The following is a 26,612-nucleotide window of genomic DNA, read 5'->3' as shown; positions in this document are numbered from 1 at the left end:
CCGGTGAACCGGCCGCGGCCTCGCGCGGTTGTTCTCAGCCGGCTGTGCCGGCGGCGTCCCCGCCCGACCTCAGGTGGTGCGTGAGCGTCCGCAGGGCCTCCCAGCCCTCCGGGCCCCTGCCGTCGCCCAGCGCGTAGTAGTAGCCGGGCCGGGCCGCCGGGCCGAGCCGCACCGGGGCCTCGGGCAGCGGTGTGCGGGAGGCGAGGGCCTTGCCCACCTCGCGCACCTCGTCGGCGCCCAGGGCGAAGGCGTACGGCACCGGCAGCCGTTCCAGCCGGGGCGGGACGCTCAGGTCCCGGCCGGCCTCGCGCAGCTGGCACACCAGCGTCGCCAGCCCGTACCGGGTCACGAGCTCGTCCGCCAGCGCGGGCAGTTCCTGAAGGGGCGGCTCCTCGCCGGGGCCGTACCCGAGGGTGAGGGTGATGTCCTCCTCGACGCCCTTGGGGGTGCGCAGGACGCGCAGCGTGGCCAGGGCGGGGCGGTCGGGGGTGCCGACGACCACGGTCCAGGTGGGCCGGGGCGCGCGCTCGTAGGCCAGCTCGGTCAGCTGACGGCGCGACCACGGCACGTTGACGGGTTCGGCCGTGCTCCAGCCCGCCGGCGGGGCGCCGGTCAGCTTCCGCCAGGCGGTCTCCAGGGCGCCGCCGAGGACGAGGTCGGCCTCGGGCGCGTGGACGGTGCGGAAGGAGACGATGAGCTGGCGCTCGTCGGTGGGCCGCAGGTCGTCGAAGGACTCGGCCACCGGGCTCTCGCCGCTCTCGGCGTCGCGGTCCGGTACGAAGGCGCCGTCCTCCCAGCGCAGCACGGCGCCGGAGAGCCCGTCGTAGTAGCCGCAGCGGTCGTCCTGGACGACCCAGCGCGAGGGCGCGTCGAGCACGGCGCGCAGGGCCGGGGAGATCCGGCAGTGGCCGGGGGTGACGATCTGCAGGCCGCGGTCGCTCTCCAGTGAGGCGCGCAGCGCCTCCGAGAGCCAGCTGGTCATCGGGATGACCGGCCGGTCCTGCAGGACGATGGCCGCGCGCGGGGTGAGCATGTCGACCGCCGGCTGGGCGGCCGCGGGGGCCGGGACGGCGGTGATGCCGGAGGTGTCGAGCGGGTGGGCGGGGTCGGTGGTGCCGGGGACGTCCGGCGGCCAGATCCGCCCGCCCAGCATCATGGTCAGGCGGGCCGCGAAGGCCCCGGCGAGCTCCTCGGCCTGGGGCACGGAGGTGACGGCGCGGGACTCGATCCACCAGGCCGTGCCGGAGGCCGGCTCGGCCTCGGGGCCGAGCAGCCGGGCGGCCTCGCCGGGCACCTGGAGCAGCAGGGGCGCCTCGATCGAGACGAGCGGCCGTCCCTCGGCGTTGCACAGCTGCACCACGGCGCCGTCGCCGGTGGTCTGTACGTGCAGGTCGGGGCCGCCCGCGAGGAGGCCGGCCAGCATGCTCACGGTGTCGGGCATCCGCTCGGTGAGCGCGATCACGTCTTTGGTCATCAGGTGTCCTTGTCCCCGTCGTCCTCGGCCAGCGCCGTCTGGATCAGCCGTGTCGCCTCGCCCCGGCGCACGAGGGTGCCCCGGCCGGGCGGCTGGGTGCTCGCGTACACACCGGGGAAGAGCTGGCCCTCCTGCCGGTCGCCGGTCATGACGACCGCCGTCGTGCCGCTCTCGCGCAGGGTCATCAGGAACGGCTCGTACAGCGCCCGGGAGGCGCCCGCGACCCGGCGGGTGACGACGAAGTGCAGGCCGATGTCCTGTGCGGAGGGGATGAACGGCAGGAACGGGGCGAGCGGTTGCTGGCCGGCGGTGGTGAGGATGTCGTAGTCGTCGATGAGGATGACGATGCGCGGGCCCGAGTACCAGGTGCCGGACGCCAGGGCGTCCTGGGCGCCGAGGTCGTCGGGCATGCGCTTCTCGAGCTCGGTGGCGATGCCGGTGGCCAGGGCGCCGCAGAGCTTGGAGTTGTGGGCGTAGCCGCCGCGGTACTCCTCGGGCACCAGCTTGCGCAGACCCCGGCGCGGGTCCATGACCGCGAAGACGATCTCCTCGTCGGAGTAGCGCTCCATGAGCCCCTGGGTGACCAGGCGCAGCAGGTTGGTCTTCCCGCACTCGCTGTCGCCGAGGATCATCAGGTGCTGGTCGCGCTTGAACAGGTCGAGCAGGACGGGCGCGAGCGCCGTCTGGTCCAGTCCGAGGGGCACCCGGTTGGGCTCGGCCATGACGGAGGGCAGGGAGGCGGCGGGGATGCGGGCGGGCAGCACCCGGACCCGCTGGGCGCCGTCGCCGGACCAGGAGGAGCGGATGACCATGGCCGCCTGTTCGACGGCCGGGCCCAGTTCGGCGGCCGAGGCGAGGGAGTCGATGCGGGGCAGCGCGGTCTGGGCGAAGAGCTTGCCGTCGGTCAGGACGCGGCCCTTCTCGTCCGGGCCCAGGGTCTCGGCGAGCTTGCGGTCGATGCTGGAGTCGCCGGGATCGTTCAGGCGCAGCTCGACGCGGGTGCCGAACATCGCCTGGGTGGCGATGCGGACGTCGTTCCAGCGCAGCATGCCCGCCACGACGTGGATGCCGTAGCCGCCGCCGCGCTTGAGCAGGTCGGTGACCGTGTCCTCGAGGGCCTCGAAGTCGTCGCGCAGGGCGCCGAAGCCGTCGATGATCAGCACGATCTCGGTGGAGGACAGCTCCGGCAGCCTGCCTTCGGCGCGCAGCTCGCGCAGCCGTTCGACGGAGTCGATGCCGTGCTCGCGGAAGAGTTCCTCGCGGGCGGCGAGCATGCCGCGGACCTCTTCGACGGTGCGGGCGGCGCGTTCGCGGTCGGCGCGGCCGGCGATGCCGCCGACGTGCGGGAGGCCGGAGAGGGCCGCGAGGCCGCCGCCGATCAGGTCGAGGCCGTAGATGCCGACCTCGCGCGGGGTGTGCGTCATGGCCAGCGACAGGGCCAGGGTGCGCAGCAGGGTGGTCTTGCCGGACTGGGGGCCGCCGATGACGGCGGCGTGGCCGCCGGCGACGGTGAGGTCGAGGACCCACTGGCCCTGCCACTGCTTGGCCGGGTCGTCGAGGAGGCCGAGCGGCACCTTGAGCGGGCCGGGCCGCACGGCGAGCTGCAGGCCGCGCCCGCCGGCCTGGACCGGTCCGGCGGAGGCGTCCAGGGCGATGGCCCGGGGCAGCGGGGGCAGCCAGATGGCGCGGGTGGGCGGGGCGGCGTCGCGGAGCTGGTCGACGACGACGGACATGGTGGTGGGGCCGGGGTTGCGGTGGCGCATGGCCGGTTCCGCGTCGCCGTCGGCCGCCTCGGGCTCGGCGAGGGTGTTGAAGTCGGGGTAGGGCAGGACGACCGGGCCGGTGTCCTCCTCGGTGCGCAGCGCGGGGCCGCGGTAGGGGCCGGAGACGAAGCTGGCCTTGAACCGCTCGTAGGCGCTGGTGTCGACCTTGAGGTAGCCGAAGCCGGGGATGGGCGGCAGGTGGAAGGCGTCGGTGGTGTCGAGGACCGTGCGGGACTCGTCGGCGGAGAAGGTGCGCAGGCCGAGCCGGTAGGAGAGGTAGGTGTCCAGGCCCTTGAGCTTGCCGCCTTCGATGCGCTGGCTGGAGAGCAGCAGGTGCACGCCGATGGAGCGGCCGATGCGGCCGATGGACAGGAACAGGTCGATGAAGTCGGGCTTGGCGGTGAGCAGCTCGCCGAACTCGTCGATGACGACGAAGAGGTGGGGCAGCGGGTCGAGGTCGGGGCGGGTCTCGCGCAGGGCGGCGTAGTGGCCGATGTCGGCGATGTTGCCCGCGTCCTTGAGGACCTGCTGGCGGCGCTGGACCTCGCCGGCGAGGGAGGAGTGGACGCGCTCGACGAGGCCGGCCTGGTTCTCGAGGTTGGTGATGACGCCGGCGACGTGCGGCAGGTCGGCGAAGGGGGCGAAGGTGGCGCCGCCCTTGTAGTCGACGAGGACCATGGCGAGGTCCTCCGGCGGGTGCGAGGCGACGAGGGCCAGCACCAGGGTGCGCAGGAGTTCGCTCTTGCCGGAGCCGGTGGCGCCGACGCACAGGCCGTGCGGGCCCATGCCCAGTTCGGAGGATTCCTTGAGGTCGAGCAGGACGGGTTCGCGGCGGTCGCTGACGCCGATGGGGACGCGCAGGAAGGCGCGTTCGCCGCGGGGCTTCCACAGGGAGGCGACGTCGAGTGCGGCCGGGTCGTCGATCCCGAGCAGTTCGGCGAAGTCGACGGGGCCGGACAGGGGCGCGTCGACGAGGGACTCGGCGGACAGCCGCAGCGGGGACAGCAGGCGGGCGAGGCCCTCGGCGCCGGCGGCGGTGGCGCGGTCGGCGGTGCCCTCGGAGGTGACGGGCTCGGCGGGGCGCAGGTCCTCGATGTGGACCCGGTCGCCGTCGACGGTGATGCGCAGGGAGACCTGGCCGGGCTCCTGGACGCGCTCGGCGACCAGGTGCAGCACGGTGACGCCCATGTCCCGCAGGGGCACGGCGTCGTCGGGGCGGGGCAGTTCGCGCGCGTCCTCGCCGTATTCGTCGCTGACGACGAGCAGCCGGCCGGCCATCTCCAGGGCGTCCTTGCCGGAGAGGCCGCGGCGCACCTCGGCGGCGTAGGAGGCGCGGGCGCGCAGGTCGCGGTTGATCAGGCGGGCGAGCTGGCCCAGGGAGGGGGCGATGCGGCGGGCGCTGACGGGCCCGTCGTGCTCCTCGGGGTCGAGGGTGTGGGGCAGCCACTTGATCCAGGCCCAGTCGCTCATGCGCTCGCCCGGGCAGGCGAGGGCGAAGGCGACGTCGTCGGGGGCGTGGGCGACGGCGGCCTGGGTGAGCAGGGCGCGGGCGACGCGCAGGACGCCCTCGCGGTCGCCGACGATGCTGACGTTGCCGGCCCGGTCGAGGGGGACGGTCAGGGGCAGGTCGGCAGCGGTGGAGAATCGGTTCTTCAGGGCGCCGGCCTCGTTGAGCATGAAGCGGTCGGGCGGCGTGAGGACGCTGCTGCCCTGCTCACCGACCGTCAGGGGCCGGGCCGGCATCCGGCCGGTGCCCACGCGTACGCGCAGGAAGTCGCCGTCCAGGCGGCGCCGCTCCCACAGCCGGGCCGGGTCGCGCACGAGGTCGTAGAGCGCCTCGGGCGGCGGGTCGAGCAGCCGGGCCGTCTCGCGGCGCTCGCGCTCCTCGGCGCCGAGCTCCTCGCGCAGCTCCTCCAGGTACTCCAGGTAGCGCTCGCGCTGCTGGCGCCTGGTGCGCTGGGCCTTGCCGCGCTGCGACAGCAGCATGCCGACCGAGCCGATGACGGTGACGAGCAGGACGATCGCGCCCAGCCCGGCGAACTGGCTGTTGCGCACCATCGTCATCATCACGACGGAACTCATCACGCCCGCGATGGGCATGAGGGTGTGCAGGGCGCCGCCCGTCTTGCCCTCGGGCAGGTTGGGCGGCGGCTCTATGGTGCGCGCCTCGGGCACCGGCAGCGGCCGGGTGGTGCGGGCGGGGCGGTGGACTATGCGGGTGGTCATCGGGTGCTTCGCCTGCTCATGGCTCGGGTGAGGACGTCGGCGGCGAGCTCGGTGACGGCCTCGCGGGTGGCCTGGCCGAGCAGGTCGGTGTGGATGCGGCCGCCGGTGGCGAGATGCCGGTCGTAAGGGAGCGTCAGCACCTTCACGCCGTCGACCTTGAGGTGTTCGCTCGCCGCGGTCACGTCGAGCGTCATGTGGGGGGACGACGCGGCGACGACCACCACGGTTCGCTCCAGCAGCCGGGGCCTGGACAGCGAGGCCATCCAGTCCAGCACCGCGCGGGTGCTGGTGATGCCCTCGGCGGTGGCGGGGCTGACCAGCACCCGGGCCTGCGCCGCCACCAGGGCGGTGCGGGAGAGTTCGCTGGGGAGGGTGTCGCAGTCGACGACGGTGATGCCGAAGTAGCGGCGCAGGGCGACCATCACGGCGCGGTACTCGTCGAGCTCCAGCCGGTTGCCGACCCGGCCCTGGCTGCCGGGCAGCAGCCAGCCCCGGTCCGGGAGCTGGACGAGATAGCCGACGACGTCGTTCAGCTGCATCGACGGGTCGAGGATCCGGGCCAGGTCGCTGGTGGTCCAGCGCACCTTGGTGGTGCCGAGCCGGGCCGGGAGCGTGCCCAGCGCCGGGTCGGCCTCCAGCATCAGGACGGGATCCTGACGGTAGTGCGCGTAGGTGCGGCCGAGCAGCGCGGTGACGGTGGTCTTGCCCGCGCCGCCGCGGATGCTGGTGACGACGATCTGCCGGCCCGTGGTGAGCGGCTGCTGCAGCGCCTGCGCGATGCGGGTCGCCTCCTCCACCTCGCGGGTGGCGGAGGAGCCGACGAGGCGGCGCAGCGAACGGGAGGTCCGCTTGGCGGCGGAGTCGCCGCTCAGCGGCTTGCCCCTGACCAGCTCGTCGGGGAGCGGCAGCTCCATGGTGACGGGCGTGGGCAGGGGGCGCGGGGCGGGGGCGGGCCGGGCCTCGGCGACGGCCTGCGGGGGCGCGTCGGCCGCGGGGGGTGCGGCGGGCGTGGGAGCGGCCTGCTCTGCCGCCCCCTTCACCTCCTGAGCCTCGTACGTCTCGTGCGTCTCGTGCTTGAGGTTGTCCGTCACGTTGCGCAGGTTGCGCAGCACGTCGCCCTGCCAGTCGTCCTGGGCCATGCGTCTCTCCTGGAACTCCTGGGTCAGAACTGGTGGAGCAGGCGTACGTAGATGCCGAACACCCCGACCGCGAGCGGGAACAGCGCGATCACACCGATGGTCTCGACGAGGTCCACGGCGCGGCGCAGCCGGACGCCCACGTGTTCGGGCAGCCGGACGGCCAGCGCGGCCAGCGGCGCGATCGCCACGACGCACAGCGCGGCCAGCGGCCCGGACGGGGTGCCGGGGATGTGGTCGATCCACAGCACCGCGAGGCGTACGAGCAGCACCAGGGCCGCGGCCAGCAGCACCACGACCTCGGCGACGAGCGGGAACGCCCGGGAACGGGAGAGCAGGACGACGGCGAGCACGACCGTGAGCAGGACCGTCCACCACGTGGGAGCGGTGACGGCCAGCAGCCCGCCGCCGACCGCGGACGCGGCGACGACGACGGTGGCCAGGGCCAGCCCGCGGTGGGTGGCGGCCAGGGCGGTCTCCACCTGGTGCCGGCTGACGGAGGCGCCGCCGGAGCGGCGGTCGTCGAGCCCGGTGAGCCCGGCCGCCATCAGCGCCAGGCGCGGCAGCAGGCCGAGGACGACCACGGAGACGACGGCCATGACGGAGCCGACGCGGGCGGGATCGTCCTGGAGCAGCGCGACGCCCTCCCAGGTGCCGGCGGTCGCCACGATCGCCGCGGCGCCGATCAGTCCGCCCTTGCCGAGCGGCGAGAACCATCCGAGGAGCGCGAGCGTCACGGCGAGCGCACCGGCCACGGCGGCGAGCCGCGCGGGCCCGGACCAGGCGTGCGCGTCGGCTGCGGTCCACGCGGCGAGCAGCCCGAGCACGCCGCCGGCGAGGACGAGGGTGGTGCCGAGCTCCCGGCCGGCCCCGGCGCCCTCACTGCGGACGTCGGGACGGCCGCCCCGCTCCTCGTGGGCCTTGCGGCCGCCGAGGGCGGCGGTGACCGCGCCGACGGCGGCGACGAGCGCGGCGATCCCGGCGAGGCCCCCGGCCACGGTGGCCGGCCCGAGGCTGTCGCGCGCGAGCACCCCGGCCGTCAGGGCCAGCGCGATCGTGGCGAGGCTCGCGGTCCACCGCCGGGCCGCGGGGCGCCAGCGCCAGGCCCGTACGTCCAGGTCCTCGGCGAGCTCGTCGGTGACGTCGTGCACGACGGGCGCGGAGGGCGCGTCGTGCACGCGGACGAGCCGGAGCAGCGCGCCGTCGGGCACACCGGCCTCGGCGAGGGTGCCGTCCTGCGGAAGAACCGTTCCGTCAGCGGTGATCAGGTGGCGTGCGGCCGGGCGGTCGCCGACCGTGTCGCCCAGCAGTCGCAGGACGTCGGGGAGGAGCCGCCCGATGGGCTCGTCCGCGGGCAGAACGAGGTCCACCCGGCGGCGGTCGCCGATCAGGGTGACCCTGCTCAATTCCGTACGCTGTTTCGCCCCCACGCTCACCACGCCCGAGAACCTATCACTGGGCCGGCTCCGTCATTTTGCGCGTTTCCTTTCGGCTTTGCGGTCTTCGTGGGAGTCGGCGTGGGCGACGGGGAAGGCGTCACCGGCGCATACCGCTGCTCCTGCCGCTTCTGCTGCTCTTTCTGCTTGGCGAGGGTGTGCTGGATGAACGACCACCCCACACAACCCGCGCACAGCACCGCCGCGATGGCGATTCCCGCGAATATCTTGCCCAGTCTTTCGTCCGCCGTCCGGCGGGCCCGCTGGGCACCGAAGAGCAGGGCATCACGCATGCGCCGGCGCCGTACCGACACCGACTCCAGCAGCTGACTGTCGTAATCCTTCGCCATCATTCCCCGCTCTGCCGGACTGTGCGCGCCGGTACGGACGGTAGGGACCGGGTGGGCCGCTGCGGCCTACGAACCCCGGGCGATCTGAAATGCCATGAATGCCAGCCAGAGCACCGGGACCAGCAGTCCCCAGATCACGGGGCGCCGGTGCAGCGGCAGGCCGGGGTCCAGCTGTGGGCCCGGCTGACCGGGGACCGGGGGCGGGAGCTTGGTGAGCTTGACCCTGACGAAGACGTTCCAAAGGAGCGTCAACGGGGTCAGAATGACCAGGGAGATGGGGCTCCACCAGCCCTGCAGCAACGTTTTACCGGTCATGTCGCGCAGCACGGACATTCCGCAATTACGGCAGAACGGCCCCTTGAGGCTCAGGAACCGCATCATGATCAAAATGCCCTGATGCCCGCGAACGGTCGTCTCTACGGCGGGGAAACCGCCGCAGAGACGGCAGTACGCCTGCTGCGGATGCCCCGGAAAGCCCTGCTGGAACTGGGGCTGCGGCGGAGCCGGAAAACCGGGCTGCGGCTGGAACGGCTGCTGTCCGGGATTGGGCTGCTGTGCCGGAAACGGCTGTTGTGCCGGAAAAGGCTGCTGCGGCGGAGTCGCCACGAATAGTCCCCCGAATCCATCACGTCACTCTGGAACGGCGCAGTCATGACATGCACCGGTCGCCATGACTATCAACTTTTACCGGGGGAACGCAAAGCGCCGCCGACATTGCGCAGATGACCGGCGAATGCCGCGCCCTCGGGGCCGCCCGCGCGGAGCGCGACCCGACGCCTGCCCGCGGAGGGGCACCCCACCGGGTGCGATGGCCCTCCGCGGGACGAGGCGTTCGGCTCACACCTCGTTCAGCGCTTCACGGACCTGCTGGCGTACCGCGTCGTCGCCGACCGTCATCAGGTACTCGCCGAACTGCCGGGCCTCGGGGCCCTGGGCGCGGTGGACGATGGGGACGGCGTGATTCAGCGCGCGGGGGGAGGAACCGACCTTCAGCACGCTCATGGCCAGCTCCACCGCCAGCTTCCCGTCGACGGGAGAGACCCCGCTCGCCAGGTCGACCAGCTGCGTGGGCAGATCGAACAGGTGCTTCTCGCCCGCCGCCAGGGAGCGCACGCCCCGGCCGACGACGTCCTTGATGTCGTCCAGCAGCGCCCGCAGCGTGGCGTCGTCGAACAACTCGCCCAGCTTGTCCTCGAAGTACTCGCTGTCGGCAAGCCGCACCAGAGCACGGGCCGCCTCCACGCGCAGCCCCTCGGTTCCCTTCTCCTGCGCCAGGTCCCGGTCGGCCACGGCGTCCGCGAGCTGCGCGAACGTGCTGTCGACGGAGAACTTGCGGTCGACCGAGAAGTCGTACCAAGGCGTCTTCCTGGGATCCGCGGCGGCCCGGAGCACTGCCTCGTACCCGGCCGCCTCGCCCCAGGTCGACAGCGCCACGCAGGCCAGGAATCGCTCGATCTCCGGCTCGGCGGGGTCGTTCATCAGCTCGACGAGCCCGGGCACGCGGTCCCGGTGTCCGGGCTCGTCGAAAGCCCCGAAGATGACATCGTCGATATCCGTTGTCGGCTCGCCATCGAAATCCGTGCCGAGCAATTCACTGAAGCGGGTCATGAGTGGCATCCTTTCGCATTCAGCCCGTCGGTCGTCGTCACGGTCCGCTGATGTAGTCACGCGGCACGACGCCCTTGATGAGCCACTCCGAGTCCCGGCGCGTGTGCATCATGTCCTTCATGCGCTGCGCGAGGCTCTTCGTCTTGGCCTTGCCCAGGCCGAGATCCTTGGCGATCTGGGCGGCCTTCGCGTCGATATCGGCGTACGAGGTGTTCGGCGGGACGCTGATGTCCACGTGCTTACCGGCGACCTTGTCGGCGGCCTGCTGGATCGCCGCCTCGACCTCCTTCGGCGAGTAGACTTCCACGCCCTTGACCTTGCCCTTGGCTATGTCGTCCACGAGCCTGGGCAGATCGATCTGGATCTTCTGGCCGCCGTAGTCCTTGGCGTTGGCGCCGTCCTCACTGGTCGAGGTGTAAGGACTCTCCGACTTCTTCGGCTCCCGCCCCACGATGTGGTCGACGATCGTCGCGTCACCGTGCGGGTTGGCCGGTACGAGGTCGCCGTCGGCGTTGAGGTAGCTCTTGCGCTGCCCCTTGCTGTTGTGGGTGTCCGAGAAGTCCGCGTCATGACGCTTGAGGTTCGGGACCTCACCGTCGGGTCCGGGCTTGTACGTGCCGGGCGGCGTGTGATCCCCACCGGAACCGTCACCGGCCCCGGAGTCCCCGCCGGTGCCCCCGCCGTCACCGGACCCGGCGTCATCGCCGGACCCCTTGCCGGCGTCGTCGCCGGGGCCCTTACCGGCATCGTCGCCAGTGCCGGAGCCCTTGCTGGCGTCGTCGCCGGTACCGGAGCCCTTACCACCGTTGTCGCCAGTGCCGGAGCCCTTACCGGCATCGTCGCCAGTGCCGGAGCCCTTGCCACCGTTGTCACCGGTGCCGGAGCCCTTGCCACCGTTGTCGCCAGTGCCGGAGCCCTTACCGGCGTCGTCACCGGTGCCGGAGCCCTTACCGGCGTCGTCACCGGTGCCGGAGCCCTTGCCACCGTTGTCACCAGTGCCGGAGCCCTTACCGGCATCGTCACCCGTGCCGGAGCCCTTGCCACCGTTGTCACCGGTGCCGGAGCCCTTGCCGCCGTTGTCGCCGGCGCCGGAGCCCTTACCGGCATCGTCACCAGCGCCGGAGCCGGAACCCTTGCCACCGTTGTCGCCGGCGCCGGCACCCGTGCCCGGCGTCTCGCCGTGGCCGCCACCGCTGCCACCGCTGCCACCGCTCGGCGTGTGCGAACCGCCGCCGCCCACCGTCGCGCCGGCCTTCTGCTTGTCCGGCACCGTCACCGGGGAGTCCAGGTCGGCCTTGCCCTGCTCGCGGTGCGGGGTCTTGACGGGGTCGCCGTTGTGGTCCAGGACCTTGCCGTCGTTCGTCAGGGTCCCGGCCTTGCCGTCCTGGTCGACGTACTTGAGGTTGCCGCTCGGGTCGAAGGCCATGTCGCCCGGCTTCGTGGGCGGAAGGTTGCGGGACAGGTCGTCCAGGCCCGCGCGGCTGTTCTTGAAGCTGTCGAACAGCTCGCCGACCTTCAGCTTCGTGACGCCCGCCGCCTTGCCCAGGTAGCTCGCCGGGTCGACGAACGCGCCCGCCTTGCCCAGCGCGGTCAGGGCCTCCGCGCCCGCGCCCACCTTTCCGGCCTTGCCGAGCTTGAGGAGCGAGCCCGAGCCCAGGGTCAGGCCGTTGAAGAGCACGGTGCCGAACGCGCGCGAGGGGTTCTTGCCCCACTCGTCCCAGGCGACCAGCGACTTGCCGAAGTTGCGCAGCGCCGCCTTCTGGCGGTCGGTGTCACTGTGATCGGTCGGGCCGAACATCTTGTCCATCGCCCACTCGTACGGCGTGGCGATGTACGCGCTGACGCCACCGAAGACGTCACCGATGCCCGACCAGGTCTTCTTGAAGTTGTCCCAGTCGAAGATGTTGATCATGCTGCCGAGGCCCTTGAGGGTGCCCCAGAGGCCGTCGACGAAGAAGCCCTTCAGCGCGCCGCCGACGTTGTCCTTCGTCCACTCCCACGCGGCCCGCAGACCGGTGTACTCGCGCTCGTCGACCGTGCCCCAGGGCGTCTCCGTGGCGTCCTTGACGTCGCTTTCCCTGAAGCCGTACATGCCGGCCTTGTGGGAGCCGTCGTCGACCACGAAGTGCGTGCCGCCCACCAGCGCGGTGATCTTGTTCGCCGCGTCGCGCTCGACGCCCTGGAACGCCACCCACGTCGTGCCGACCTCGCGGACGATGCGCTCGTTCTCGTCGACCTTCTTCTGGTCCTGCTGCCAGTCGTCGTCGTCCTTGTTCTCCCTGACGAACGCCTCCGCGTCCTTGCGCAGCTGGTTCATCTTCTTGACCAGCGGCTCCGCCGCCGTCGCGAAGCCCTGCAGCGCGCCGCCGACCGACTCCAGCTTCTTCGCGAAGGCGTCGGCCTTGTCCCGCACCGCTGTCGTCGACTCGAGGAGAGGCCCGCTCTCAGGGGCCTCGTAGCACGTCGACAGCCCCTGGAAGGCGTCGTGGACCGCCTTGCCCGTGCCACGGATGCTGCCGGCGGTCTTCTTCAGACCTGACGCGTCCGTCTCCAGCTGAGGCAGGTTGCCCGTGAAGGTCGGTATCTTGCCCGGCTCGATCACTTCTTGGGCCCCTTCATCTCCTCGGGCGTGGGCGCCTTCGCGTACTGCTCCTGCTTGTTCTTCGCCATCTCCAGGTCGCCCTTGATGTACTCCTGGGTGGCCAGGCGCGCGCCCGTGAGGGACTTGCCCGTCCGGACGGGCAGGAACTTCAGGTCGTTCTCCGTCGCCTTCTGGAACTCCTGGAGGGCCTGGGCCACGGGACCGAAGGAACCGCCCTCGGGCTGTGCCGTCCCGCCCAGGATCATCGTGCCCGCGTGGGTGGCCGAGTGCATGAGGCCCTCGGTGTAAGCCTTGAACTCTTCCTCGAACTTGCTCCCGGCCTCGGCCGTCTTGTTGAGCACCCCATGTACGGCACCCGGTTGGATGTCCCACTTGGACACGATGGATCCCCCGTTTTAAGAAACGTTTCTTCCCACGCGACCCGGCGTCAGCCGATGGCGTCGACGGCAGCCTTCGCCTTGGCGAGCGTGGACTGCGCCGTGCCGTCGTTCTTCTCCATCGTGGAGCGCAGCAGCGTGATGATCTGCCGTACCTCGGTGGCCGCCTTGTTCCAGCGCATTTCCACGCCGTGGTACTGATCCGAGACGCCGTCGGCCTGGAAGTCGGCCATCGCCGCCTTCACCGCGCCGTCACGCTCCGTCAGTACCGCCTCGAGTCGCGAGATGATGCCCTGCAGCGAGCCCTGGACCTCGGTCGAGGCACCCGTGTCGTAGCTGCGACGGTCCGCACCTGCACCAGCCATGTTCAACTACCCCCGTATTCCTAGCGGCCCGAGAATCGTGCCGCGTCGAAGTTCGCCGCCGCCATCTGCTGCTTCGCGTTGTCCGCCGACTCCTGGTCACCCTGGCCGAACGAGGAGTCCATGCCGGACTGACCGCCGAGGATCGACCGCAGCGAGCCGTTCAGCGCCGCCGTCACCTCGTCCGAGTGCAACTTGAACTGGTCGAAGGCCGCCTTGCCGGCACCGTTGAACTTGCCCTCGAGCGGCTGCGCGGCCGCGATCAGCTGACGGATCAGACCGCCCAGATCGTCACTGGAACCAGTGGTCTTCGACACCAGCCCGGACAGCGTCGTCTGTCCCATGTCGAACTTCACGAGCTCACCCCCGTCATGTCTCAAGCGTTACTTGACTCGAACATGTCTATCAACATCATCAACGTGATCACAAAGCGCTTCCGGGGCTGACGGGCACTCTGTTACACGACAGTGTCAGTCGTCCCACGGGAGTGACACTGTGCCAGGACCCACTGACAGGGCCGGCCCTCAGTCCCGGCAGATGAGCAGCAGGGCCCGGTCGTCGTTGACGTCCTTGGCCACGGCCTCGATCAGGTGCCAGGCCGCACCGTGGAAGCCGGAGGTGACATAACGGTCGGCCTCGCCGGTGAGGCGGTCCATGCCCTCGGTCAGTTCACGCTCGTTCGTCTCGACCAGGCCGTCGGTGAAGAGCATGAGGACGTCGCCGGGGCGCAGGGTGCCCTTGACGGGGTCGAAGCGGGCGCCGTCGTAGACGCCGAGGAGCGGGCCGTCGGCGGCCTTCTCCTCCCAGCGGCCGGTGCCGGCGCTGAGTTGCAGGCCCGGCAGGTGGCCGGCGGAGAGGAGCTCGTAGTCGCCCGTGTCCAGGTCGAGGACGAGGTGGACGGAGGTCGCGAAGCCCTCGTCCCAGTCCTGGCGCAGGAGGTAGCCGTTGGCGGCGGGCAGGAAGTCGTGGGGCGGGAGGGAGCCGAGGAGGCCGCCGAAGGCGCCGGACAGCAGCAGGGCTCTGGAGGCGGCGTCCATGCCCTTGCCGGAGACGTCGGTGAGGACGACCTCCAGCGTGCGGCCGCCGTTGGTGCGGGCGGCGACGACGAAGTCGCCGGAGAAGGACTGGCCGCCGGCCGGGCGCAGGGCCATCTCGCGGTGCCAGCCACGCGGCAGTTTGGGCAGCTTGCTCTGCACCCGGATGCGTTCGCGCAGGTCGAAGAGCATCGTTCCGCCGCGCCGCCAGGGCACCCCGACGCGGCTGCGGAACTGCGCGATGAGCAGCCCGAAGAAGCCGACGGCCGCGACGACGAGGATGGTGCCGGGGCTGACCCGGTCGGTGCCGTGGTGGGTGGGGTCGTCGAGGACCGCCGACTCCACGATGAGGGCGGCGGCCGCGGCGGAGTACAGTCCCAGGAGGCTGGCGGGCCGCAGCAGCAACCCGCCCGCGACGATGGGCAGGACGAGCGCGGCGGGCGCGCACCACTCCGGCTGGGCGACGGTGCCCCACGCGAGGGCGGGTACGGACAGCAACAGCGCGGTGAGCGCGAGCCAGTCGGAGCCGTCGCCCCGGAAATAGTCGACACCGGCCTTGCGCATGCTCGTGCGGGCCCGGTGCAGTGCTTTGCGCATCCGGGCCGTCGGGGTCTCCGCAGCGCCAGTCATTGCATCGGGACCTTATCCACCCATTCGGCGGTGCGTCGATTCACGCCGCGCCGACACGGCTGCCACGCGGGCGCCGGGCGGACACCCGGAGAGCAACCATATGCGAAATTCGTTCGCCTGCACGGGTATGCACCGCCGGGCATGGGAATGGCGGTGGAGATGTGCCTCCCGCAGGTGGCGGACGGAGACCGCCCGTGGGGCCCAACGTGCATCTATGCGTGCATCGATGCGACTCGGGCGCGCCTGTTCACGCCAGAGGCCACAGCAAGCTCATACGCAACAGATGGCGTGCGGTCACGCTCGTCGGCGCCCGGGGCCGCGCGCGCCGCACGCGCCACGAGTGAGGCAGGGTGCGCGCGCCGGGTGCCGCGCCGCTCGTCCTAGGCCGGCTGGCAGTCGGCGCACCAGAAGAGGTTGCGGGCGGCCAGCCCGGCGGTGCGGATGCCGCCGCCGCAGATGTGACAGGGCTGCCCGGTGCGACGGTAGACGTACACCTCGCCGCCGTGGTCGTCCACGCGCGGCGGACGGCCCATGGCCTCGGGGGTGTGCTCGGGGCGCACGGTGTCGATGCGGTTGTTGCGGACGCCCTCGCGCATGAGGTCCACCAGGTCCGCCCAGATCGCGTCCCACTCGGCCCGGCTCAGATCCCGTCCCGCGCGGTACGGGTCGATGCCGTGCCGGAAGAGGACCTCGGCCCGGTAGACGTTGCCGACGCCGGCCACGATCTTCTGGTCCATGAGGAGCGCGGCGATGGTGGTCCGGCTGCGGGAGATCCGCTGCCACGCCTTGCCCGGGTCGTCGCCCCCGCGCAGGGGGTCCGGGCCGAGGCGGTCGTGTATCGCCTGCTTCTCGGCGTCGGTGATCAGGGCGCAGGTGGTGGGCCCGCGCAGGTCCGCCCAGGCGTCCGGGTTCGCCAGGCGCAGGCGCACCGTCTCGGTGGGGGGCGGGGCGCTCGTGCCCGTGCCCCAGGTGTACTTGCCGAAGAGGCCGAGGTGGATGTGGACCCAGCCGGGCCCGGCGAAGCCGAGGAAGAGGTGCTTGCCGTGGGCTTCGGCCGTCTCCAGGACCTGGGCGTCTATCAGTGCCGCGCTGTCCGCGAACTTGCCCTGGGGGCTGCTCGCGCGGACGGGGCGGCCCGCGAAGGCCTCGCGGTGGTCCGCCGCCAGGCGGTGGATCGTATGCCCTTCGGGCACGGCGGTCTCCTGCGGTGTCGCTTCCTACGGGACCCCGGACCCCGAGCGCCGGACGGGCCGCGGTGCGGCCGCCCGGCGCTCGGGGACAGAGAGAAAGGCAGAGAGAAACAGAAAGAAAGGCGTCAGCCCTGCTGCGGGTGGTGGGCCGGGATCTCGGGGAGCTCGCCCGTGGTCTCGTAGCGGCTCAGCATCTCGATGCGGCGCGTGTGGCGCTCCTCACCGGAGTACGGCGTCGCCAGGAAGATCTCGACGAACTTCGTCGCCTCTTCCTGCGTGTGCATGCGGCCGCCGATGCTGATGACGTTCGCGTTGTTGTGCTCGCGGCCGAGGGCTGCGGTCTGCTCGCTCCAGGCCAGCGCGGCCCGTACGCCCTTGACCTTGTTCGCGGCGATCTGCTCGCCGTTGCCCGAGCCGCCGATGACGATGCCGAGGCTGTCGGCGTCCGCGGCGGTCCTCTCCGCGGCGCGGAGGCAGAACGGCGGGTAGTCGTCCTGGGCGTCGTAGATGTGGGGACCGCAGTCGACGGGCTCATGGCCGTGGGCCTTGAGCCACTCGACGAGGTGGTTCTTCAGTTCGTAGCCGGCATGGTCGGAGCCGAGGTACACGCGCATGCGTCCGAGTGTGGCATGTCCGGGGCCGCGGACCGGCCAGGAGGCCCGGGGTAACGCTGAGTGAACACAACGAAATGGATTCAGGTCTTCCTAAAGTCACCTTCGAAAAGTTCTAATGCGGTGGCTCGTAACCCGAGAACCAAAGGAACAACCCGAAGGAACGTGCACATGAGCGCGACACCGCCGACCATGACGAAGGCGTCGACGACCGGCGACCCCGGCAGCGCCCCGGTCGCGGACGGGGACGGCCTCAAGGCCGGACTCAAGAACCGACACCTGTCCATGATCGCCATTGGTGGTGTGATCGGCGCGGGCCTCTTCGTGGGTTCCGGTTCCGGCATCGCCGCCGCAGGCCCCGGCATTCTCCTTTCCTACGCACTCGTCGGCGCGATGGTCGTCTTCGTGATGCGGATGCTGGGCGAGATGGCCGCGGCCAAGCCGACCTCCGGGTCGTTCTCCGCCTACGCCGACCAGGGCCTGGGCCGCTGGGCCGGCTTCACCATCGGCTGGCTGTACTGGTTCTTCTGGGTCGTGGTGCTGGCGGTCGAGGCGACCGCGGGTGCCGCGATCCTCAACGGCTGGATACCGGCCGTCCCGCAGTGGGCCTGGGCGCTGATCGTCATGATCGTGCTCACGGCGACCAACCTGGCCTCGGTCAGCTCGTACGGCGAGTTCGAGTTCTGGTTCGCGGGCATCAAGGTCGTGGCCATCGCCGCGTTCGTCGTGATCGGCGGGCTCGCGGTGTTCGGGCTGCTGCCCGGCTCGGACAACCCGGGCGCGGGGCTGGACAACCTCACCTCGCACGGCGGCTTCCTGCCCAACGGGGCCGGCGCCATCCTCACCGGTGTGCTGATGGTCGTCTTCTCCTTCATGGGCAGCGAGATCGTCACGCTCGCCGCCGGTGAGTCCGAGGACCCGCAGCGCGCGGTCCGCCAGGCCACCAACTCCGTCATCTGGCGCATCGCGGTCTTCTACCTCGGCTCGATCTTCGTCGTGGTCTCCCTGCTCCCGTGGGACTCCAAGGAGATCGTCGACAAGGGCAGCTACGTCGCCGCCCTCGACTCGATCGGCATCCCGCACGCCGGCCAGATCATGAACGTCATCGTGCTGACGGCCGTCCTGTCCTGCCTGAACTCGGGCCTGTACACCGCCTCCCGCATGGCCTTCTCCCTCGGCCAGCGCGGCGACGCGCCGAAGGCGTTCGCCGTCGTCAACAAGCGGGGCGTGCCCAAGGCCGCGATCCTCGGCTCGGTCGTCTTCGGCTTCCTGTCGGTGATCTTCAACTACGTGTGGCCGGACACCGTCTTCAAGTTCCTGCTGAACGCCTCCGGTGCCGTGGCCCTGTTCGTCTGGCTCGTCATCTGCTTCACCCAGCTGAAGATGCGCGGCATCATCCTGCGCGAGATGCCGGAGAAGCTCGTCGTGAAGATGTGGCTCTTCCCGTATCTGACCTGGGCCACCATCGGCATGATCACCTTTGTGCTCGGCTACATGATCTACGCCGGCGGTGACAACCGTCAGACGGTGTCGGCCTCCGTCCTGGTCGCCGTGATCGTCCTGACGATCGGTCTGGTCCTGGACAAGCGCCGCAAGGCGGCCGCCAAGGCCGCCGCCGAGTAGGCACGCACCACGTCCACGGGCCGGGCCCGCACCCAGGATCTGGGTGCGGGCCCGGCCCGTAGGTACAGCGGTGGCGGCTCAGCCGCGGCGGCCCAGCAGCTTCCAGGCCGTGGGCAGCGCGCCCATCGCCAGCGCGGCCTTGAGGGCGTCACCGATGAGGAAGGGCGTCAGGCCGGCGGCGACCGCGTCGCTCAGCGGCATGTGCGCGGCCAGGGCCAGGTAGGGCACGCCCACCGCGTAGATGATCGCGGAGCCCAGCGCCATGGTGCCCGCGGTGCGCAGCACGGAGCGGTCGGCGCCGCGGCGGGCCAGGGCGCCGACGACGGTCGCGGCGAGCAGCATGCCGAGGACGTAGCCGAAGGACGGGAACGCGGCGCCGGACTTGGCCTCGGCGAACCACGGCATGCCCGCCATGCCGGCCACGGCGTACAGCGCGAGCGAGAGGAAGCCGCGGCGGGCGCCGAGGGCGGTGCCGACGAGCAGGGCCGCGAAGGTCTGGCCGCTGACCGGGACCGGGGAGCCGGGAACGGGGACGGCTATCTGCGCGGTGATGCCGGTCAGCGCGGCGCCGCCGAGGATCAGGGCCGCGTCGCGGACGCGGGCGCGGCCCGCGGTCGAGGCGGGAAGCAGGTCGGCGAGGACCGTACCGGTCCGGGTGGCTGGGGCAGCTGCGGTGGCCATCGGTACTCCGCGGGAAGGAAAGGATGGGTAAGGACACGCTGACGTTAGCCGAGCGTCACCCGGTGGGCACCGGACGGCAGCGACAAACGCGGCGGGCCGCTCTTGGCGGGTTCCGAGCGCGTGCGTAGCCGTTGGCGGCAATTGCTCGTGGAAACGTGATGCTCGTCACGACAGACCCCGGTCCGCTTGGCTCCGGCCGCCCGGCCGGGGGAATCTGGACACCACCCCCCGCTCCTGCGTGTTCCTCGCGTCAGGCGCACTGACCGAGAGAACGATCCCCATGCACGACGCACAGCCTGCCGCCGAGCCTCTTGCCGGCGCAGAGAGGGAACCGCTGGCCGCGGGGCTCAAGCAGCGGCATCTGACGATGCTGGGCCTGGGCGGCGTGATCGGCGCCGGCCTGTTCGTCGGTTCGGGCGCCGGAATCGCGGTGGCCGGCCCCGGAATCATCGTCTCGTACCTGATCGCGGGCGCCCTCGCGATGCTGGTGATGCGGATGCTCGGCGAGCTGTCCGCGGCCATGCCGGCGTCCGGCGCCTTCTCGGTGCACGCCGAGCGCGCCCTGGGCCGCTGGGCCGGCTTCTCGGTGGGCTGGCTGTACTGGTTCCTGCTCGTGGTCGTGCTCGCCGTGGAGGCGACGGGCGCCGCGCAGATCGCACACGGCTGGGCGCCCTCGGTGCCGCAGTGGGGCTGGGTGCTGATCTTCATGCTGGTCTTCACGACCGCGAACCTCGCGGCGGTGAAGAACTTCGGCGAGTTCGAGTTCTGGTTCGCCGCGCTGAAGGTCGGCGCGATCGTGCTCTTCCTCGGACTGAGCCTGCTGGCGATCTTCGGGCTGCTGCCGGACACCGACGCGGTCGGGATGACGAACCTCACCGGTCAGGGCGGGTTCCTGCCCAACGGCTGGGGCGGTGTGGTCTCCGGTGTGCTCGCCGTCGTCTTCGCCTTCGGCGGGCTGGAGGTCGTCACGATCGCCGCCGCCGAGTCCGACGACCCGGCGCGCGCGGTGGGCCGGGCGGTGCGCAGCGCCGTGTGGCGCATCCTCTTCTTCTACGTGGGCTCGATGCTCGTCATCGTCACCCTGCTCCCCTGGTCGTCGATGAAGCCGGGACAGAGCCCGTACGTGGCCGTCCTGGACCACGTGGGGGTGCCGGCGGCCGGCCAGATCATGAACATCGTGGTCTTCGTGGCGCTGCTGTCGGCGCTGAACGCCAACCTCTACGGCTCGTCCCGGATGGTCTTCTCGCTGGCCGAGCGCGGTGAGGCGCCGCGTGCGCTGCTGAAGGTCTCGGGTGGCGGGGTGCCGCGGCGTGCGGTGCTGGCATCGGTCGCGTTCGGCTTCGCCTCGGTCATACTCAACCTCAAGTGGCCGGATTCGATCTTCCACTATCTGCTGAACGCCGTGGGCGCGGTACTCCTCTTCGTCTGGGGCCTCATCGCCGCCTCGCAGCTGCGGCTGCGGCCGCGCATCGAGCGGGAGGTGCCCGAGCGGCTGAGCCTGCGCATGTGGTGCTTCCCCTATCTGACCTGGGCGGCGCTGGCCGGCATGGCGGGCATTCTGGTCCTGATGCTGACCGACGACGCGGCCCGGCCGCAGCTGCTGTGGTCGGCCGCGGCCACCGGCGCGGTGCTGGCCGTGGCGGGGCTGCGCGAGCTGCGACTGCGCCGGACCCGATAGTTCACCCGGAAAAAGCCTCGGTTCTGACGATATTTCAGGTACCCGCGGTTACATCGAAGTCTGAATATCGGACAGCTGCGTCACAGGTGTTGTTCTGAGCGAACATGACCCCCACACTGAGGCAACTTTCCGAGACGGCTTCCCGGCCTCGGCTTCTCGAGCTCTTACCTCACGGGGACTTACGACCATGACTGGGACACCTACGACCTCCGCTTCCGAGCGCGAGGTCACCGGCGCGGCACCGGACGGCACACCGGGCGGCGCGGACACCCTGCCGCACGGCGCGCTCTCGAACGGCCTCAAGCAGCGCCATCTGTCGATGATCGCGCTCGGCGGGGTCATCGGCGCCGGCCTCTTCGTCGGCTCCGGCGCCGGCATCGCCACCGCCGGCCCGGCGATCGTGCTGGCCTATGTGGTCTCCGGGCTGCTCGTCATGCTCGTGATGCGCATGCTGGGCGAGATGGCGGCCGCCAACCCCTCCTCGGGCACCTTCTCCGTGCACGCGGAGAAGGCGATCGGCCCCTGGGCGGGCTTCACCGCGGGCTGGATGTTCTGGGTGCAGCTGTGCGTGGGCATCGCCGTGGAGGCGATCGGCGCGGCGCACATCATGGTCGCGTGGTTCCCCTCCACACCGTCCTGGATGTGGGTCCTGATCTTCATGGCCGTCTTCTGCGGGACGAACCTCGCGGCGGTCGGCAACTTCGGCGAGTTCGAGTTCTGGTTCGCCACCCTGAAGGTCGCCGCGATCGGCGTCTTCCTGGCGCTGGGCGTCCTGGCCATCCTCGGCCTGCTGCCGGGCACCGACGCCCCGGGCGCGGACAACCTCACCGGCAACGGCGGGTTCCTGCCCAACGGCACCGACGGTCTCGTCGTCGGCCTGCTGGCCTCCGTCTTCGCCTACGGCGGCCTGGAGACGGTCACCATCGCCGCCGCCGAGTCCGAGCAGCCCGTCAAGGGCGTCGCCAAGGCGGTCCGCACGGCGATGTGGCGCATCGCGCTGTTCTACGTCGGCTCGATGCTCGTCGTCGTCACCGTGATCCCGTGGAACGACAAGTCGCTCACCACCGACGGCCCCTACGTCGCGGTGCTGAAGTACCTCGACATTCCCGCCGCCGGGCAGATCATGAACGTCATCGTGCTGATCGCCCTGCTGTCCGCGATGAACGCGAACATCTACGGCGCCTCCCGGATGTCGCACTCCCTGGTCATGCGCGGCGAGGGCCCCCGCTTCCTCGGCAAGGTCACGGGCGGCGTGCCCCGGATGACCGTCCTGGCCTCCTCCGCCTTCGGCTTCTTCGCGGTGCTGCTCAGCTACTGGTGGCCGACCACCGTCTTCAAGTGGCTCCTCTACATGACCGGCGCCGCCATCCTGGTGGTGTGGGGCTTCATCGCCGTCACCCAGCTGCGCATGCGCCGGCAGCTGGAGCGCGAGGCGCCGGAGCGGCTCGTGGTGCGAATGTGGCTGTTCCCCGTGCTGACGTGGGTGGCGCTGGCCGCCGTCGTCGGCGTGATGGCGCTGATGCTGCGCGACGACGCCACCCGCGTCCAGGTGTACTTCACGGCCGGCCTCACCGGCGCCCTGGCGCTGGCCGGCTACCTGCGCCAGCGCGTGGTGGCGGGCAAGGCCCACCAGGGCTGACGGCACACGCGCGAGGGGCCGGACACCATGGCGGTGTCCGGCCCCTCGTCGTACGTCCGGGGAGGGCGGGCGTCAGCCGCGCAGCTCGTCCGCGACCAGCTCGGCGATCTGGACGGCGTTGAGCGCCGCGCCCTTGCGGAGGTTGTCGTTGGAGATGAACAGCGCCAGGCCGTTCTCGACGGTCTCGTCGACGCGGACGCGGCCCACGTAGGAGGCGTCCTTGCCGGCCGCCTGCAGCGGGGTCGGGATCTCGGACAGCTCGACGCCCGGCGCGTCCTTCAGCAGCTCGTAGGCGCGCTCGACGCTGACCGGACGCTCGAAGCGGGCATTGACCTGCAGGGAGTGCCCGGAGAAGACCGGCACGCGCACACAGGTGCCGGAGACCTTGAGCCCGGGGATCTCCAGGATCTTGCGGGACTCGTTGCGGAGCTTCTGCTCCTCGTCGGTCTCGAAGCTGCCGTCGTCGACGAGCGCGCCGGCCAGCGGCAGCACGTTGAAGGCGATCGGGCGCTTGTAGACGCCGGGCGCGGGGAACTCCACGGCCTCGCCGTCGTGGGTCAGCTCCGCGGCCTGCTCGCCGGCCGCGCGCAGCTGGCCCGAGAGCTCCGCGACGCCGGCCAGACCCGAGCCGGAGACGGCCTGGTAGGTGGTGGCGACGAGGGCGGTCAGGCCCGCCTCGGCGTGCAGCGGCTTCAGGACCGGCATGGCGGCCATGGTCGTGCAGTTCGGGTTGGCGATGATGCCCTTGGGGCGGTTCGCGATCGCGTGCGGGTTGACCTCGGAGACGACCAGCGGGACCTCGGGGTCACGGCGCCAGGCGGAGGAGTTGTCGATCACGACGGCGCCCTGCGCGGCGACCTTCTCGGCCAGGGCCTTGGACGTGGCGCCGCCGGCCGAGAAGAGCACGATGTCCAGGCCGGAGTAGTCGGCGGTGGCGGCGTCCTCGATGGTGATGTCCTGCCCCTGCCAGGAGAGCGTGGACCCGGCGGAACGCGCGGAGGCGAACAGGCGCAGCTCGGTGACCGGGAAGCCCCGCTCGGCGAGGATCTTGCGCATGACTCCGCCGACCTGACCGGTGGCTCCGACGATTCCGATCCTCACGGGTGCTCCCTACTCACGTGCTGCGTGGCTGAACAGCACCCATCATGGGGTCCTGCGGGGCCCAAAAGTCCAATCGATTGTCCGAAGGACGGACGAGGCCGGGTGGCCCCGCCCGTCCCGTCGGGGATTACGGCTTCGCCGTGACCGTCAGCCCGTAGGGGTTGCTGAGCAGCGGGGACGTGCGGCGGGACTCGACCTCGATCTCCCACACGCCGGGCACCGGGTTCGCGTAGGAACGCTGGTCCGGACGGCAGGTGTTGTCCGGGTTGGGGTAGTTCGGGTAGCAGTTGACCGTGGAGGTCTTGTCGGCCGGGACGCCGTAGGGGCTGATGGCGATGAACCGGGTCTGGCTGCCCTCGGCCAGGCCGCTCATCGCGACGTCCAGCGACTTGGTGCCCTTGGGCACGGTCACGAAGTACGACGTGGTCGCGTTGCGCGTCGCCGTGGCGGACTTCTTGAGCTCGTACGACGGGGCGGCCAGCGGCTCGGCGACGATCACGGTCGTCATGATCTGCTTGTCGATGCCCTCGGTGTCCTCGTCGTCGACGGCCAGGATCGCGCTGTGGATGCCGGCGGTCTTCGCCTTGGCCTTGACCTTGACGGTCACGGGCTTGTTCAGCGGCAGCCTGACCTCGTCGTCACCGACGAGCTTGAAGGTGCCGTCGTTGTTGCGCCATTCCAGCTCGTGCCACACGGGCTTGTCCGGGCCGGTGGTGCGGGTGATGGTGACGTCGTAGGTCTTCGTCTCGCCGGCCTTCAGGCCGCCCTCGCGGTCGTAGAGGCCCGTGCCGAAGCCGGGGGTCTTGAGCCGGTGGGAGAGCGCGGTCGCCACGGGGGCCTTGACCGCGTACTCGTGGGCGGTGGCGCCGTCGCGCAGGGCCTCCCATGCCTCGACGATGTCGATCAGGCCGGAGCCCTGCTCGTACGCCTGGAAGCCCTTGATCTTCCTGGCGGTGCTGGTCAGCGCCGTGCGCAGGTCGGCCGGGGCGAGCTTCATGTGCTTCTGCTTGGCGGCCGAGATCAGCAGCGCCATCGCGCCCGTGGCCTGCGGGGAGGCCATCGAGGTGCCCTGCAGCATGCCGTAGCCCGGCGGCAGCTCGTAGCCCGCCTCCTTGACGGGCGCGCCCGGCTCCCAGGTCGGCGTGGTGTTGACCGACGCGCCGGGGGCGGTGATCGTCGGGGTGAAGCCGCCGTCCTCGCGCGGGCCGCGGGAGGAGAAGGGCATCATCGCGTACTTCGTCGTGACGTCGGAGCCGTAGTTGGCGGCCCAGGTCTCCTTGGAGACAGAAGCGCCGACGCTGATGACCTTGTCGGCCAGGGCCGGGTCGCCGATGGTGTTCAGGCCCGGGCCGCTGTTGCCCGCGGAGATCACGAGCTGGACGCCGTAGGTGTCGATGAGGCGGGTGTAGAGCTCGGCGCGGGCGTTGTTGCCGTCGTTGAGCGCCGGCAGGCCGCCGATCGACATGTTGACGATGTCGACGCCGCGGTTCACCACGAGGTCGATCATGCCCTCGGTCAGCGCCACGTTGGTGCAGCCGCCGGTCCAGGTGCAGGCGCGGGAGGAGACGATCTTCGCGCCGGGGGCGGCGCCGTTCATCCTGCCGCCGAACAGGCCGTTGGCCGCGGTGATGCCCGCGACGTGCGTGCCGTGCTCGGACTCGATGACGCCGATGTTGACGAAGTCGGCCTTCTTGCCGGTCCAGTCGCCGCCCTTGGGGTCCATCGGCACGTCCTTGCGGATCTGCACCACGAAGGGGATGCGCTCGGCGATCGGGGTGTCCGGGTTGTCCTTGCCGAAGTAGCCGACCTGGAAGCCGTCCTTGTACGGCTTCATGTCCGCGTCGTTGCCGAAGTCGCCGTCGTCGTCGAGGTCGACCCGGACGGTGCCCTTGGCCTTGTCGTAGAGGACGGCCCAGGAGTCGGTGGTGTCGCCGTCCCGGTTGAGGTCGCCCTTCATGTCGCCGCCGGTGGTCTCGCTCTCGCGGAAGAGGGCGACCTGGTACGGGCCGGGGGCGGCCGCGGTGTAGGTGCGGCCCTCGAAGGAGAAGGCCGGGCCCGTGACGTCGGACGTCATCGGCAGCCAGGTGCCGTCCTGGTCGATGAGCGGGTCGGTGGCGGTCACCCAGTCGACGATCTTGCGCTCGCCCGTGGTGGTCTTCTGCAGCGCCGGGTGCGCGAGGTCGACGCCGGAGTCCAGGACGCCGATGGTCACGCCGCGGCCGTCGGCCTTCGGGTGGTCCTCGGTGAACTCGACGGCGCCGGTCTCGAAGGCCGGCTGGTAGGGGTTCTTCGCCGGGGTGTTCTTGCCGGGGGCCGGGTACGCGCGGCCCTTGGCGAGCTGCGGCGCGCCCTGCGCGGCGTTCCCGGAGTCACCGCGCGGCGTGGGGTCCGGGAGCTTGATCTCCTGCTTGAGGTCGATGCCGTGGACCTCGTCGAGCTTCTTCGCCTCGTCGATCGCGGCGTCGGCCTTGCCCGTCGGGACGGTGACCCGGACGTACCCGAGCTTGTCGTACGCCTGACCCACCGAGGCGCCCGTGATCGCGTCCAGCTTGCCCGCGACCTCGCCGGTCCGGCCGGGCTGCGTGGCGATCATCATGGTGACGGTCCGGTCGCCGTCCGCCTTGGCCTTCGCCAGCAGGTCGGCGTCCTGCGAACCGAGCTTGTCCGGGGCGGACTTCACCGGGCCGGGGGCCGGCGTCGGGTCCGCCGCGAGGGCGGGGGCGGCGCCCGCCGCGGTGAGCGCGGCCACGACGGAGGCCGCGACGGCTATTCGGGCCGCGCGTCTCGCGGCGCCGGCCGGCGCGGTCGGGACATCGGGGGTGGGGGTCATGAGCATCCCTGGCTGGAAGTGATGGACGGACAACGAAGGGGACGGCCGGAGGCACGACGACACGGCGTCCGGCCCTCGCACCCGGATGAGCGATCACTTTTATGGAAGTGGCGGGGGTTTGGGGAGAGTTGCCCGGGCAGGAACATAAGGATGGCGTAAACCCGCCACTACGCCACGCGGGATGAAGCGGGACGGAGGTCATGAAGCGGTCAGGGATCAGCGCAGCTCAGCGCTTGTAGGACAAACGGACTAAAGGACTGG

General features: G+C 71.1%; 19 protein-coding genes and 1 pseudogene. 3 read left to right on the top strand and 17 right to left on the bottom strand.

All coding sequences use genetic code 11. The features are described 5' to 3' along the window. Positions 1-34: 34 nt before the first annotated feature. From ABZ956_RS17035 to ABZ956_RS16970, 14 genes are all read right to left on the bottom strand, one after another. The gene (locus tag ABZ956_RS17035) at positions 35-1,474 is read right to left on the bottom strand and encodes a DUF6177 family protein (protein ID WP_361893502.1); all 1,440 of its coding nucleotides are present in this window, start codon (positions 1,472-1,474) and stop codon (positions 35-37) included. Then, positions 1,474-5,463: a type VII secretion protein EccCa gene (gene eccCa, locus ABZ956_RS17030; protein ID WP_361893499.1), complete on the bottom strand. Its 3,990-nt coding sequence runs from the start codon at positions 5,461-5,463 to the stop codon at positions 1,474-1,476. Before eccCa ends, ABZ956_RS17035 begins: the two co-directional genes overlap by 1 nt. Then, a complete protein-coding gene (locus ABZ956_RS17025; RefSeq protein WP_361893496.1) occupies positions 5,460-6,602 on the bottom strand; it encodes a MinD/ParA family protein in 1,143 nt (380 codons plus the stop codon). Before ABZ956_RS17025 ends, eccCa begins: the two co-directional genes overlap by 4 nt. Before the next feature lie 23 nt (positions 6,603-6,625). After that, the gene (gene eccD, locus ABZ956_RS17020) at positions 6,626-8,005 is read right to left on the bottom strand and encodes a type VII secretion integral membrane protein EccD (RefSeq protein WP_361893493.1); all 1,380 of its coding nucleotides are present in this window, start codon (positions 8,003-8,005) and stop codon (positions 6,626-6,628) included. A 26-nt stretch (positions 8,006-8,031) separates the two neighbouring features. Continuing rightward, entirely contained in the window at positions 8,032-8,385 is a 354-nt protein-coding gene (locus ABZ956_RS17015) for a hypothetical protein (RefSeq protein WP_361893900.1), read from the bottom strand. A 66-nt stretch (positions 8,386-8,451) separates the two neighbouring features. Beyond that, positions 8,452-8,991 carry a hypothetical protein gene (locus tag ABZ956_RS17010; RefSeq protein WP_361893490.1) on the bottom strand — a complete coding sequence of 180 codons (540 nt, stop codon included), beginning with the start codon at positions 8,989-8,991 and terminating at the stop codon, positions 8,452-8,454. Between the two features lie 231 nt (positions 8,992-9,222). Beyond that, positions 9,223-9,993, bottom strand: coding sequence for a hypothetical protein (locus ABZ956_RS17005; RefSeq protein WP_361893487.1), 771 nt, complete (start codon positions 9,991-9,993; stop codon positions 9,223-9,225). Between the two features lie 37 nt (positions 9,994-10,030). Next, positions 10,031-12,595, bottom strand: coding sequence for a hypothetical protein (locus ABZ956_RS17000; RefSeq protein ID WP_361893484.1), 2,565 nt, complete (start codon positions 12,593-12,595; stop codon positions 10,031-10,033). Next, positions 12,592-12,975, bottom strand: coding sequence for a DUF6507 family protein (locus tag ABZ956_RS16995; protein ID WP_361893481.1), 384 nt, complete (start codon positions 12,973-12,975; stop codon positions 12,592-12,594). The genes ABZ956_RS17000 and ABZ956_RS16995 overlap by 4 nt, the downstream gene beginning before the upstream one ends. Before the next feature lie 47 nt (positions 12,976-13,022). After that, positions 13,023-13,337, bottom strand: coding sequence for a pore-forming ESAT-6 family protein (locus tag ABZ956_RS16990; protein WP_361893478.1), 315 nt, complete (start codon positions 13,335-13,337; stop codon positions 13,023-13,025). A 20-nt stretch (positions 13,338-13,357) separates the two neighbouring features. Further along, on the bottom strand, positions 13,358-13,690 hold the full coding sequence (locus ABZ956_RS16985; protein WP_361893476.1) for a hypothetical protein: 333 nt from the start codon (positions 13,688-13,690) through the stop codon (positions 13,358-13,360). Between the two features lie 168 nt (positions 13,691-13,858). Then, positions 13,859-14,998, bottom strand: a complete 1,140-nt coding sequence (locus ABZ956_RS16980; protein WP_361893473.1) for a PP2C family protein-serine/threonine phosphatase — start codon at positions 14,996-14,998, stop codon at positions 13,859-13,861. Positions 14,999-15,378: 380 nt separating this feature from the next. Then, positions 15,379-16,191 carry a DNA-formamidopyrimidine glycosylase family protein gene (locus ABZ956_RS16975; RefSeq protein WP_361893470.1) on the bottom strand — a complete coding sequence of 271 codons (813 nt, stop codon included), beginning with the start codon at positions 16,189-16,191 and terminating at the stop codon, positions 15,379-15,381. A 122-nt stretch (positions 16,192-16,313) separates the two neighbouring features. Further along, on the bottom strand, positions 16,314-16,802 hold the full coding sequence (locus tag ABZ956_RS16970) for a ribose-5-phosphate isomerase (protein ID WP_361893467.1): 489 nt from the start codon (positions 16,800-16,802) through the stop codon (positions 16,314-16,316). Positions 16,803-16,991: 189 nt separating this feature from the next. Here ABZ956_RS16970 and ABZ956_RS16965 point away from each other — a divergent pair, with 189 nt between their 5' ends. Next, entirely contained in the window at positions 16,992-18,422 is a 1,431-nt protein-coding gene (locus ABZ956_RS16965; RefSeq protein ID WP_361893897.1) for an amino acid permease, read from the top strand. 78 nt (positions 18,423-18,500) lie between these two features. Here ABZ956_RS16965 and ABZ956_RS16960 read toward each other — a convergent pair whose 3' ends face one another. After that, a complete protein-coding gene (locus tag ABZ956_RS16960) occupies positions 18,501-19,103 on the bottom strand; it encodes a biotin transporter BioY (protein ID WP_361893464.1) in 603 nt (200 codons plus the stop codon). A 280-nt stretch (positions 19,104-19,383) separates the two neighbouring features. Between ABZ956_RS16960 and ABZ956_RS16955 the strand changes: the two genes are divergently transcribed. Together ABZ956_RS16955 and ABZ956_RS16950 are read left to right on the top strand one after the other, a co-directional pair. Then, the gene (locus ABZ956_RS16955; RefSeq protein ID WP_361893462.1) at positions 19,384-20,781 is read left to right on the top strand and encodes an amino acid permease; all 1,398 of its coding nucleotides are present in this window, start codon (positions 19,384-19,386) and stop codon (positions 20,779-20,781) included. Positions 20,782-20,968: 187 nt separating this feature from the next. Then, positions 20,969-22,420 carry an amino acid permease gene (locus ABZ956_RS16950; RefSeq protein ID WP_361893459.1) on the top strand — a complete coding sequence of 484 codons (1,452 nt, stop codon included), beginning with the start codon at positions 20,969-20,971 and terminating at the stop codon, positions 22,418-22,420. 72 nt (positions 22,421-22,492) lie between these two features. Here ABZ956_RS16950 and ABZ956_RS16945 read toward each other — a convergent pair whose 3' ends face one another. Then, a complete protein-coding gene (locus tag ABZ956_RS16945; RefSeq protein WP_361893456.1) occupies positions 22,493-23,521 on the bottom strand; it encodes an aspartate-semialdehyde dehydrogenase in 1,029 nt (342 codons plus the stop codon). A gap of 142 nt (positions 23,522-23,663) precedes the next feature. Beyond that, a pseudogene (locus ABZ956_RS16940) lies at positions 23,664-26,351 on the bottom strand (S8 family serine peptidase); the annotation flags it as partial. Positions 26,352-26,612 lie beyond the last annotated feature (261 nt).

Source organism: Streptomyces sp. NPDC046261 (genome assembly GCF_040646235.1).
GTDB lineage: Bacteria > Actinomycetota > Actinomycetes > Streptomycetales > Streptomycetaceae > Streptomyces.
This window is presented reverse-complemented; position numbering and strand designations above follow the sequence as displayed.